Source organism: Nostoc sp. ChiSLP03a (assembly GCF_034531215.2).
Classification (GTDB): Bacteria; Cyanobacteriota; Cyanobacteriia; order Cyanobacteriales; family Nostocaceae; genus Nostoc.
Genome location: NZ_JAVRBQ020000027.1, coordinates 15,374 through 29,305, shown reverse-complemented (window position 1 = coordinate 29,305; position 13,932 = coordinate 15,374). Strand labels below are relative to the sequence as shown.

Annotated in this window: 4 protein-coding genes; 3 read left to right on the top strand and 1 reads right to left on the bottom strand. The window is 41.5% G+C overall.

The features are described from left to right. Positions 1 to 332: 332 nt before the first annotated feature. Positions 333 to 2,849, bottom strand: a complete 2,517-nt coding sequence (locus RMY32_RS03225) for a molybdopterin-dependent oxidoreductase (protein ID WP_322712287.1) — start codon at positions 2,847 to 2,849, stop codon at positions 333 to 335. A 574-nt stretch (positions 2,850 to 3,423) separates the two neighbouring features. On the opposite strand from RMY32_RS03225, the gene RMY32_RS03220 reads away from it, so the two are divergent. From RMY32_RS03220 to RMY32_RS03210, 3 genes are all read left to right on the top strand, one after another. Next, positions 3,424 to 8,196 carry an esterase-like activity of phytase family protein gene (locus RMY32_RS03220; RefSeq protein ID WP_322712286.1) on the top strand — a complete coding sequence of 1,591 codons (4,773 nt, stop codon included), beginning with the start codon at positions 3,424 to 3,426 and terminating at the stop codon, positions 8,194 to 8,196. A 412-nt stretch (positions 8,197 to 8,608) separates the two neighbouring features. Then, positions 8,609 to 11,284, top strand: coding sequence for an alkaline phosphatase family protein (locus RMY32_RS03215; protein ID WP_322712285.1), 2,676 nt, complete (start codon positions 8,609 to 8,611; stop codon positions 11,282 to 11,284). 613 nt (positions 11,285 to 11,897) lie between these two features. Then, positions 11,898 to 13,925, top strand: a complete 2,028-nt coding sequence (locus RMY32_RS03210) for a non-ribosomal peptide synthetase (RefSeq protein ID WP_322712283.1) — start codon at positions 11,898 to 11,900, stop codon at positions 13,923 to 13,925. Positions 13,926 to 13,932 lie beyond the last annotated feature (7 nt).

Genomic DNA, 13,932 nt, shown 5'->3' with positions numbered 1-13,932 from the left:
ACCCTTATTTATAAAGTTTTCCCGCAGCCTACGGATGCCAAGACGCGTTCGCCTTTGGCGTAATTACTCAATTTTTTTTAGTCTACCATCCCATATTTCTGCTCAATCAAACTCAACAGTCTGTTCTCAAATCGGGTCAAATGCGATCGCTTCAACTTCCCAAAGATTTCAATAGACTCTTGGCAAAAGTAACTTTTGCACTCTCGTGGGTAAAGGGTGCATGTTTGCATATTAAAGGTTTTTTGTTATTCCTTTCCCCCTTACCCTTTACCCTTTCCCCAACAAATGCCAAGAAGTCTAATAATGCTTCGATTGGTGCTTCTAAGTTTCCATTATGCTTTTGTTATTCGGCACGCAAAACATTTAAAAGCTTGCTGTCCTGAAAGATTGTCATAGTACTTTTGGTCAATCAAGACATTAGCTGCTTCATAGTATGGTGTGCCTAAATCTTGAGCCATTTGTTGTTGGGAACCAAACCAATTAGGCACAAAAATAGTATCTTCTCGAATTCCCTGCCAAAGCAATGCTGTGCCTTTAATCGATCCTCTGGGACTTTCAACAATAATCTCATCACCATTTTCAATACCAGCAGTTTGCGCGGTTTTTGGGTGAATTTGTACTAAGCGAACACCATTTTTTTGCTTGCCTGTGTAAGTCCAGTGAGTAACAGAATGAAAATGAACTATACTAGACCTGCCAGTAGTCCCCATTAGTGGGTACTTTTTATGTATTTCATTAGTCGAAAGTTTTCCCAACATCACATTGTGAGTCAGTGCGTGGGGATTCACCGGATTTTTTACTAGTTCTGCTAGATACTCGATTGTCGGATTTCTACCTGTAACTTCTGGGTGGGTATAGAAAATAGGTAATGCAGAGTGTCCTGCTTTAGTCAACTGCTTTTGTAACTGTGAAGTGTAGATTTCCACTTTTCCACTAGGAGTTAGAAATCGTTTACCAATATTATCAACATTGAGGCTTTCTGCGGCCTGATACCAAGACGAACTATCCAGATAAAGAGTGCTGACACCAGGATGATCTACTGTTGGGCAAGGCCAACGTAAGGGTTCGGTGCGTTCACTCAGCCTTTGTTGAGTCATACCAGCCATGCCTGGAGTGTTCGCCACAAAAGTTGCCCACAGATGGCGGTAGTCTTTCCAAGAAGAAGGAAAGTTGTCTTGCCAGTATTGCGGTGGATTACGTTTGTCTAATTTAGCTGTGGCGTGTGCTAATTCAATCCAAATGTGCCAATCTGGTTTCGATTCACCTACAGGAGGAACTACTTGTTGTTGCCAACGAATCGCCCTGTCATCTCGTCGCATATAAACAGTTTCCATCTCAAAACCACTGGTGACGGGCAAAATGATGTCGGCATAATAAGCCGATTCTTCCATAAATAATCCCGTGTAAACATAAAATTCTAATTGGCGGTAAGCCTGTTGTACTTTAGTTGTGTTGGAACAAGCTAGCAGAGGATTGCCTTGAGTTATGAGTGCTTTGAGTTGATAAGGTTGACCGGAGATGATAGCTTCGCTAAGATAATCCGGCCCAACTGGTAAAGCTATATCTTTTTTAGGTATCTTGCCTTGAATCGGTGGTAGATTTAATCCCCCTGGCCAAGTGTTGTGCATGAAATTGCAGCCACCACCAGGAATACCAATATTGCCCGTAATCGCCGCCAAGAATGCCAGACAGCGGTAAGTATCAAAAGCATTCAGTTGATGGGAAATACCTGCATTGCAGAAAATGGCAGCAGGCTTGGTTTTAGCATAAGTTTCAGCTATAAATTTGATTTTTGATACTGGAACATCCGTAATTTCTGCCGCCCATTCTGGTGTGTAATTATTGCTCTTGAGGTGTTTTTTGAGTTCTTCAAAACCCAGCACCCACTTTTGTACAAAAGCAGCATCATATAAGTTATGAGTAACTATGTGGTAAAGCATTGCTAAGACTAAAGCTAAGTCTGTGTGTGGTTTGGGTGCAATCCACTCATCAGCTTGCGCTCCTGTGGGAGTTAAGCGTGGGTCGATGACTACTAATTTGGCTTTGGTTTTCGCTCGGCTTCTCAAAAGGTAAGTAAAGGTAACAGGATGAGTTTCTGCTTGATTCGTACCCAAAAACAGGAAGAATTTAGCCGAGCCTAAGTCTTCTTTTTTAGTCGCGCCATCAATCCCATAACCATTGGTAAAATTGCCTAATCCAAATGTCCAAGCCAAGGCATTGCCACCAGCATCATTACATACAGGCCCGACATCAGTATCGTTGGGACTGCCCAACAAATTGAAATAGCGTCCGACCAAAGAACCTGTTCCCCGTGGTAATCTACCAGAAGTTTTATTCGCGATCGCTCTAGCTTCTCCAGCATCTCTAAGTGCCAAGAACTTGCTGGCGATGATTGAAAGAGCTTCATCCCAAGAAATCTGCTCAAATTGTGAATCTGGTGAACCTTTCTCTCCTGCAACCCGCTTCATCGGGTATTTTAGCCGAAAGCGATTGTAGACTAACTCAGTCATCATTGGCCCCTTGATGCAAAAACCACCAGCCTGTACTGGATCGTCCGGTTCACCTAAGACATCTACAATCCGTCCGTCTTTGACATGAACTTTCAGACGACACAGAGAATTACAAAATTGGCAAGCACTATTAACAATCTTGTCTGGCTGTAAGGCTGCTGATTTCTCGGTAAAGTCAAATTCAGTGCTTTGAGAAGGAATCTCCCCGCAATACACTTCACTTGCTGCATCTGCCACATCTTTTTTTAGTAACTCAACTCCAGTAACCGCAGCTGTGCTAATGGCTACTCCTTGGAGGAAACTACGCCGCGAGGTCTTTTTCCTGCTCTTTGATGTCATGGAAATAGTCTCCTTATTATTTCGCACTGACTAAAGCTTTTCACAAAAACATCGCAAAGCCGACTTTTTATTAAAAACTAAATACTTGGGCAATTTCATCACTAACACGGAAATGCAAAAAAAAATTATCCGATCGGGAATATACACAAAATTTTTAACAACATATTAAGCAAAAGATTGCAATACAACATTTCTTAACCAGTCCACAATTTTTTCACAACTTTTGCTATGTATGTTAATTAATATGCAATTAAGTTTGTTAATTTTGATACCTTAATCCTCTAGTGAGATGTCAATTATAGTGGTTGATATTTAATAGTTCAGACTCAACAAGTTTACAAGTCAACTACATCTCTAGATGTCTAGAACTACAAATTTTGCCCTAATAATACAGCAGAAGACAGAATTCAGAATGGGCTACGCCCCGCTGCGCTAACAGGAGTAAAACATGCTTTATTCCTGGGTAACAGACTTAGCTTGTGTACCTCACTAATTTGAATTCTGCTGGATTACTTTTTTGATTTCACTAGAGCCAAGACCATCTCAACAATTAAACACAGGGAGATTTCCTTTCATGGCTAAGAACGTCATCATTATGATTGGGGATGGTATGGGCTGGCAAATGGCTCGTGCTGCATCCATCTATAAAGAGATTCAAAATGGTAAGACAGGTGCTAATCTGAGTGATTTTTATACACAAGGTAAGGGGCAAGGACTCAACTTTCAAACACTCCAAGGCTACGGTTTGGCAACTACCTATGGGACAACGATCGCTGATAGTAATGGAGTTTTTAGTACTGGTAATTCCGCCCTTGACGGGACTAATCCGATCACAGGAGAAAGCCCGGTTCGCCCTGGTTTCACCTTCGATCCAACTTTTAACCCAGGCAATACCCCAACAGGTGGTGCAAAAGTCAGTGATGGTGCTGTTGGAAACCTAGTAGGTTATGACCCTACCAGAGGTGGTGTGAACCCTTGGACTCCTGGTAACGATCCTGAATATATTAAGTACAGCTATCCTGACTCTGCAAACACCGCGACAACTTTGTACACTGGGGTCAAGAGCTACAACAACGCTGTTGGCGTTGATATTTTCGAGAATCCTCTAGAAACAATTCTCAAAACTGCAAACGAAGTTGGTAAATCTACTGGTTTGGTAACTTCAGTTCCCATTGACCATGCAACACCTGCTGCTGCTGCTGCCAACGTTAACCGTCGCAGCAAGTATGATGCTGACTATCCGGCATTAGACAACATCTTGCAACAGCAACTCCGTGTCTATCAACCAACAGTATTACTTGGTGGTGGACACCCACTCTCTGCTCCTGGAGACTTACTACCAAACGGGGTTGAGCCTAATAGGAGCAATGAATACATTAGTCAATCCACCTACACAGAACTTAGCACTAAACCAACTAATAACATCTACGATTACACCTTTTTAGAGCGGGGTGAAAATGCCGCCCAGAAACTAGCCCAAACTGCGGCGACAATCGATCCAGAAAAAGGCGATCGCCTCTTCGGTCTATACGGTGCGCGTGGTCAAAATGGTAACTTGCCTGTCAGTTCTGCCAACGGCGACTACAGCACCACTGGTTTAGATATGTTCAGCGTTTTCACTAACCAAGGTGATAACACCAAAGTGGATACCACACGTCCACTGCTTCCGGGAGAGACGGATGCATCTTTCATTGCTAAAGAGGTTAACGAAAACCCAACCCTCAAAGACTTGACAAGTGCTGCATTAGATGCACTGGGTAAAGACCCCGATGGTTTCTGGTTAATGGTTGAAGGTGGCGATATCGATTGGTCTGCCCATGATAACAACATAGACAACTTGATCGGCACCACCTTGGATTTCGATAAAGCAGTTGGATCTACGATTGACTGGATCGATAACAATGGTGGTTGGGATGAAAACCTACTAATTGTGACTGCTGACCACGATCACTACTTGACTCTCGACGGTAATTTTCCGACTTTAGTAAAAAATCAAGGTGCTGAAGCATTAACTAATTTGGATACTCCAGCAGAAGTTGGACATTACTGGGGGTCCGATCCTAATGTCAAGTATGGTTGGGGAACTCACACTAACCGTCCCGTACCTGTTTACTACCAAGGTGCTGGTTCTGAAGTGTTAAATAACTTGGTAGGTAAAGGTTATAACGCCTACGGTTCTGATATTCCAGGGATTGCGGGTTTAAACGATCAAACCCACATCTACCAGACAATGTTTGCTTCAATAGTGCCAAAAGTTGAGTTAGTCGGTTTTGCTTCTTTACCTGCTGATACCTTTAGTGATGGGCCAGCTTCTGGTAAAGATGTTTCAGCCAATGGCAGAACGGGGCCTTTCCCAGGACAGCCAATTCAAGGCTTTAGCGGTGTTCAATTTGCTAACAGCAACTCTTTCTACTTCCTGTCAGACAATGGTTACGGTAGCAAAGACAATAGTGCAGATTTTCTACTGCGGATTAATCGTCTAGACCCAAATTTTAAGGGAACAGAGAATGGCGATGGTAGCGTTAAAGTTTTAGACTACATTCAATTGTCTGACCCTAACAATAAAGTTCCTTTTGAAATTGTGAATGAGGGAACTACTCAAAGATTGCTGACTGGTGCAGACTTTGATGTAGAGTCATTCGTCTTTGATAAAGACGGGACAATCTGGGTGGGAGACGAGTTTGGCCCTTACCTACTACATTTTGATGCCACTGGTAAGTTATTAGAGGCTCCCATTGCTACACCCGATCAATTCAAGACTTTAGATGGAGAAGCACCATTAGTTATTGGTCATAGAGGTGCAAGTGGCTATCGTCCAGAACACACCTTAGAGTCTTATAAGCAAGCAATTGAGCGCGGTGCTGACTTCATTGAGCCTGATTTGGTTGTGACAAAAGATGGTGTGCTAATTGCTCGCCATGAGCCAGCTTTAGCAGTTTTGAACGCTGATGGTACTGTCAATTTCAACAATACAACCACAGATATTTACAAACATCCAGAGTTTGCCGATCGCAAAAAAACAGTAAGCTTAGATGGAAACACAATTACAGGTTGGTTTGCTGAAGACTTCACCTTAGCTGAAATCAAGACTTTACGCGCAGAAGAACGTCTACCTTTCCGCGATCAATCCTTTGATGGTCAATTTGAAATTCCTACCCTCACGGAAATCATCGATTTAGTTAAGCAAGTAGAAACCGACACAGGTAAAAAAATTGGTATCTACCCTGAAACTAAGCATCCTACCTATTCCGCCGATGAAGCTACTTATGTAGGCACTACAGACAAAATACACAGAAACATCAGTCAGTTACTCATTGATACGCTCAAAGCAAATAACTTTACTGACCCCAGTCGGATTTTCATCCAGTCCTTTGAAGTGAGTAACCTTAAAGAACTGCACGATCGCATTATGCCTGCGGCAGGCGTAGATATTCCACTTGTGCAACTTTTAGATGCCAGTGATATTGACATTAACGGCAAAATTATCGAAAGTCAGCCTTATGATTTGAAAGTCAGTGGTGACACTCGCACCTATGGCGACTTGCGAACTCCAGAAGGCTTGGCTGAAGTTGCTACTTATGCTGATGGGATTGGCCCTTGGAAACGGATGATTGTTAGCGTCAAAGGTACTGATGCAAATGGTGATGGCAAAGCTGATGATGTGAATGGGGACGGTACAGTTAATGATGCTGACAAGACAACATTACCTCCTTCTACCTTAGTTCAAGATGCTCACAATGCAGGCTTGCAGGTTCATCCCTACACCTTCCGTGCAGAAGATCAATACTTAGCGGCAGATTATAAAGGCAAGCTAGAGCTAGAGATCCAACAGTTCTATCAATTAGGTGTAGACGCGCTATTTAGTGATTTCCCAGATATCGCGGATGAAGTACGGGATAAACTTAGAGACGATCCTCAGTATAATGTGGTGCGATCGCCACAAAACCCTGATGTGCTTTCAGGTGATGCCTTTGCTAACTTGGCTGGTTCTAAAGGTTTTGAAGGTGGAGCAATTAATGCCAGCAAAACCAAGCTTTATTTCCTATTAGAAGGTACTGTTCAAGGCGATACTCCTGGTGCTTTGCGGATTAACGAATTTGATTTAGCTAATCACAAGTATAGTGATAGAAAACTTTACTACAGACTGGACAATCCGTCAAATTCCATCGGGGATTTAGCAGTCATTAATGATAATGAGTACCTAGTCATCGAACGGGATAACAATCAAGCAGCTGCGGCTAAATTTAAGAGGATCTACAAAATAGATTTGTCTAAAACAGATTCTAATGGCTATGTCGCTAAAGAAGAAGTTGCAGACTTGTTAAATATCCAAGACCCCAACGACCTGAATGGGGATGGTAAGACCACCTTCAACTTCCCATTCCAAACCATTGAAAATGTTCTAGTTGTTGACAAAAATACCATTTTAGTAGCTAATGACAACAATTATCCCTTCTCTACAGGTCGTCCTGGAAACGATCCTCAAAATCCAGTTATAGACAACAATGAGATTCTACAACTGAAGTTAGAGAAGCCCCTTAATCTTGCTCCTGGCTTAGGTCAACCTCAAGCTGAAGAAATTAATTTTGGCTCTAATAGCAGTAATGATATTACCGTTGAGCCAAATCAAACCTTACTCACAGGTGACGGAGCAGATTTTGTAGATGGTACTAAAGGCAACACAATCCAGACTGGAAACGGTGAAGACACGGTGGTAGTCGGTAGTGACTCTTTGGTGTCCACAGGAGATGGTAACGATCGAGTCTTAATTGGCGCAAATGGCCCTGCTAACAACACTAATGCTGATGGTGGCGTTGGCGATGACGAAGTTACTGTAGTAGAAGCCAATGGTACTAATAATTTACTTGGGGCAGCAGGTAATGATACTTTGACAGTAGTTGAAGGTTCGCGTCAATTATCCTTCGGTGGCTCAGGTAACGACACCCTCACCAGTAATGGTAGCAATAACCGTCTCTATGGTGGTTCTGGAGATGACAAACTCTTCTCTAATGTCAATGACTCCCTGTTTGGTGGCGATGGTGATGATGTGCTATTTGCTGGTCAAAAGGGTGATAATAGCCTTGCTGGTGGTGCTGGTGTCGATCAATTCTGGATTGCTAACGCCAGTCTGCCAACTAGCAAGAATATTGTGACTGATTTTGCGATCGCCACTGATAAAATCGGGCTTGGCGGTGTTGGTATCACTCAATTTAGTGCTTTAACACTGTTGCAACAGGGTAGTGACACTATCGTAAAAACTGGAAATACAGAGTTGGCTTCATTGCTAGGAATTAAATCAACTAGCCTTACAGCAAATGATTTCGTTTTTTCTGCCAGTGTAGTTTAGCCAAAAGATAATTACAGCTGAGATTCAATATTCATTCATTAGTTAAGCTGTAGCGATTTTGCTAATGCGGGGGAATTATATTCCCTCGCTTTTTATATCTTCTATAGTAATTTTGCCTTTAAGAATCTTTCTGCTTCTTGTCCCAAATCTTAACTTGTTTATAACTTTCCTTAAACATTGAACAACTATCTTTTGAAACAGTAACCAGATTTAAGTTGATTAATTTATCTGCACTAATTTTTGTAGACTTTAAGCATTTTGTCGCCAAATACTACTTGGGTTTCTATAGCTAAAAATTTTTTGCTTGGGTTGAGTGTTATTAATCACTCAGTCTATAAACACACAATTGCTGCGTAGAGATAGCCAGTCGTAGGCATCGCTCGTAGCTCATAATACTTAAGGAGTAGTTGGCATGACTGATACAAATGGCAACGGTAGAAATGTCATTATTTTTGTTGCAGATGGATTGCGTAACGGTTCTGTAAACCCTATTGATACCCCGACTTTATATAGCATTCGTCAGCAGGGAGTTACTTTTGCCAATAGTCATTCGATCTTTCCGACATTTACCACGCCTAATGCTTCTGCGATCGCCACGGGGCATTATCTTGGTGATACAGGTGACTTTAGCAACACCATTTACACTGGTTTTCCTAGTCCTAATGCCAATGGTAGTGTGACGCCATTCATCGAAAATGATGCGGTTTTGGGGGATATTGATGAAAAATTCCCCGGTAACAACTTTTTAGATGAAGAGTCACTCTTAGCTTACGCGCGATCGCAGGGTTTCAACACAGCAGCAGTTGGTAAATTAGGGCCTGTTGCAATCCAAGATGTTACCCAAGTTAACCGAGAAGGTGGTACTACAGGTACTATTCCTACTCCCGATACAATTATTATTGATGACACTACAAATGGTGCAACCCCGCCGCTTACAGCCGCAGGTTCACCTTCTGGTGTTCCACTCGATCCAGATATTGTTAGTCGCTTACAAGCTGCTGGTTTAGATGTAAAACCTACACCACGAGTCCAACCAGCTGGTAATAATACAACTCCTGGGACTCTCATTGCCAATGTGGCTCAACAACAATATTTTGCAGATGCCACTACCAAAGTAATTTTACCCAAGTTTCAAGAAGATGGTAAACCATTCGCATTGGTTTACTGGTCAAGAGATCCTGATGGTACTCAACACAATCAGGGTGATAGCTTAAACACCTTGACACCAGGTATAAATGGCCCTACTTCAAAAGCTGGTGTCAAAAATGCTGATGATAATTTAAAGCAACTTCTTGACTATCTCAAGAGTACAGGCTTAGACAAGACTACTGATGTCTTTATTACTTCTGACCACGGTTTTTCTACCATCAGCAAACAAGCTATTGATAGCCAAGGCACAAAAACTACAAGTTATGCTGCCACTCAAACTTATGCAGGCGTAAATCCGGGATTTTTACCAGCAGGGTTTGTGGCGATTGATTTGGCTCACGATCTAGGTCTACCCTTATACGATCCTAACCCTACAACCCTTCCCCCAGACCTCAACAAGATCCAGTATGCAACTGTTGATGCCACAAAAGGTCAACGACCTATTTCTGGGAATGGTGTAATTGGTGGTACAGGTGAGGTAATTAATGGCCAACTCGACCCAGGTACAAAAATAGTTGTAGCTGCCAATGGTGGTTCTGACTTGATTTATTTACCTAATGGCAATGCTGACTTAGCCAAACAGGTAGTGAATTTGCTCTCGCAAAAAGACTACATCAGTGGTATTTTTGTAGACGATGCCTATGGAACTATTCCAGGTGCTTTACCACTGAGTGCGATCGGGCTAAAAGGTGATGCTAAAACACCAGTTCCATCTATAGTTATCAACTTCAAAACCTTTAGCAGCGACCCAAATAACCCAAACAACCCTCAAGCTCAAGTAGAAATTGCTGATACAACTTTGCAGCAAGGGCAAGGGATGCATGGCAGCTTTGGTCGAGGTGATACCTTCAATAATATGGAGGCTATTGGCCCCGACTTTAAACAAGGCTATGTGGACTATGCGCCCGTCAGTAATGCTGATGTAACACCTACACTTGCTCGTATTTTAGGGTTAGATATTCCCAGTAATGGCGATTTGAAAGGTCGTCCCATTACAGAAGCCTTGGTGGGAGGCCCGGATACAGTTCTCTCCACTAAAGAAGTCTTGACTTCAGAAGAAACTGCTAATGGTCAAGCTACAATTCTCGATTCTCAAAGTGTAGGCAATACTCATTACTTTACTGCCGCAGGGTTTGATGGTGGTACTGTTGGACTAACAACACTAGACCTTCAATTTGGTTCTACCAGTAGTGATGATATCACCCTCAAGCCAAATCAAACCTTATTTACAGGTGACGGAGCAGACTTTGTACAAGGTAATAAAGGTAATACAATCTTGACTGGAAGCGGTGATGACACGGTAGTAGTTGGTAGTAACTCCTCTGTGTCCACTGGGGATAGTAACGATCGAGTCTTAATTGGTGCAAATGGCCCTGCTAACAATACTAGTGCTGATGGTGGCAATGGTAATGATGAAGTTACCGTAGTCGAAGCAAGTGGTAATAATAATTTGTTTGGAGGTGCAGGTGCTGACACTTTGACGGTAGTTGAAGGTACTCGTCAATTATCCTTCGGTGGCTCAGGTAACGACACCCTCACCAGTAATGGTAGCAATAACCGTCTCTATGGTGGCTCTGGAGATGACAAATTATTCTCCAGTGTAAATGATTCACTATTTGGTGGTGATAGTGATGATGTGCTATTTGCTGGCCAAAAGGGTGGTAATAGCCTTGCTGGTGGTGCTGGTGCTGACCAGTTCTGGATTGCTAATGCCAGTCTGCCATCTAGTAAGAACATTGTGGCTGATTTTGCGATCGGTACTGATAAAATCGGCCTGGGCGGGATTGGTGTCACTCAATTTAGTGCTCTAACTTTATTGCAACAGGGTGCTGACACTATCGTAAAACTCGGAAATACAGAGTTGGCTTCATTACTACAAATTACCTCAACTAATCTGAGTGCAAATGACTTCGTTTTCTCTGCTAGTGTTGTGGCTTAGTCTGTTGGTCTAGTGCAGCACGGCAGAAATAACTATCAGTTAAAACAGCGGTTTTCAATTACATAGACTACAGCAAATAGTTGGTTATTGTGGGGTGGGTATTGTAATGCTCACCCTATTTTTGTTTCGCTGGAGTCCAACCACCTCGAAGAGTTTACATTACTTATCAGTTGCTAAAATCGCAGTATTCCTTGTTCTTCAAGGTATTAATTCTTCTTGTTATCTCAAAATAAGCCTGCGTACAGTTAATATTCCCATTGCAAACATCCCTAAAGTTTTAATTTTCAATGAAGATGTACTAGAAATAACTGCGATTTGGAGGAAATAGGTCAGAATGAGAGAACTAAATCTTAGAGTCAGTGCCCTTTCACACAAATATTGTAGGATTGCGGCATAATTTTTTGTCAAATTAGTCTTTTAATATAAATTTAAAGCTAACAATGTCACCATAAAATCTACGTGAAAACACTAAGATTTAAACATATAAAAACGCTTTTCCACTTTTGATTTTATCTATTTATATTAATACGGAAAATCAAAATCTCATCTTAAATTTAAATATACCCAATTCTTTGTTACTTATTGATATAAGTATTTTTGATTTCAGTTAAAAATGAAACGAATAACTAATTCATTGGCTCAAAATAAAAATGAATTACTGATGATTAATGGTCAACCTTTATCATCAGAAAATAACTTAGAACGAGATAATTTAACATTACCTATTTTGAAAGAATCTGAAAATAACCTACTAATAGAGTGGAATCATACTCAAACTGATTATCCTCAACAAGCGTCTATTCATCAGTTGTTTGAAGCACAAGTAGAGAAAACACCTGATGCTGTAGCACTAATTTTTAATAATCAGCATCTTACTTATAGAGATTTAAATAATCGTGCTGATCAATTAGCAAAACATCTACGATCGCTAGGAGTAGGAACAGAAATTCTTGTAGGAATCTGCATAGAGCGCTCCTTAGAAATGGTTGTAGCACTCTTAGCTATCCTTAAAGCAGGTGGAGCTTATGTACCATTAGATCCAGGGTACCCACAAGAACGTTTAGCTTTCATGCTGTCAGATACTCAGGTATCTGTACTACTAACTCAAAAAGAACTAGTTACCAAATTACCTACTCACACAGCATTTGTAATTTGCCTAGATGCAGATTGGAACACAATCGCCCAAAATAGCAAAGAAAACTTAAGCACTAGTGTCACTGCTGATAACTTGGCTTATGTTATGTATACATCAGGTTCTACAGGTACACCCAAAGGTGTTAGCGTTATCCATCGTGGTGTAGTTAGGTTAGTCAAAGAAACTAATTATGCTCAACTCACACCTGAAGAAGTAATTCTGCAACTTGCTCCTATTTCCTTTGATGCTTCTACTTTTGAAATTTGGGGTTGTTTACTTAATGGTGGGCGACTAGTAATTTACCCTCCTAATACACCATCTTTAGAAGAATTAGGGCAGATTATTCAGCAATACCAAGTTACTACTCTTTGGCTGACAGCCGGTTTATTTCACCTGATAGTAGATGAAAAAATTGATGCTTTAAAATCCTTACGTCAACTTTTAGCCGGTGGTGATGTTTTATCTGTTCCCCATGTACAGAATTTTCTCCAAACAGTAGAGAACTGTCAACTAATTAATGGTTATGGGCCAACTGAGAATACAACTTTTACCTGCTGCCATCCGATAACAGCGCCACTACAACCAGATGTTTCGATTCCTATTGGTCGCCCAATCGCAAACACCCAAGTTTATATATTAGATAAAAACCTCCAACTAGTATCAATTGGAGAAGCTGGTGAATTGTACATTGGTGGTGATGGATTAGCTAGAGGCTATTTAAACCGCCCAGACCTAACTGCCGAAAAATTCATTTCTCACTCATTTGATAACAATTTAGCAACGCGCCTTTACAAAACTGGAGATTTAGCTCGTTATCTTCCAGATGGCAATATCGAGTTCTTAGGTCGGATTGACAATCAGGTAAAAATTCGTGGTTTCCGAATTGAACTAGGGGAAATTGAGCGAGAAATTGCACAACATCCTGACGTTCGGGAAATTGTCGTCTTAGCTCGTCAAGATGAAGCAGGTGAAAAACAGTTAACAGCTTATATTGTTCCTCACTATAACAGTGGATATACGCACAATAAATTACGTGGTTTCTTACAACAGCGACTACCTAATTACATGGTGCCATCAGCATTTGTGATGTTAGAGTCGCTGCCTTTGACTGCAAATGGCAAAGTAGATAGACATAAATTGCCAGCACCAAGTAGAGAACGTCCGCAACTGGAACAAGCCTACATTGCTCCACAAACCGATTTAGAACGTCTGCTTGCAGGTATTTTATCCGAACTGCTCAAAATCGATCGCGTCGGGATTGATGATAATTTCTTTGATTTGGGAGCAACTTCAATCTCAATTCTCCAAGTTGCTGCACGAATAAAACAGGAACTTGGTATTGAGCTACCTGCTGTGAAGCTATTTCAGTATTCAACAATTGGCTCTTTAGCAAAGTATTTGGATTCAAAGCAGAACAGCCAACCGTCTTCTGACAAACTGCAAAATCGCGCCCAACGCCAACAAGCAGCTCGTGCTCGTCGCCGTAATTATCAACAAGGTGTTTAAGCAATGG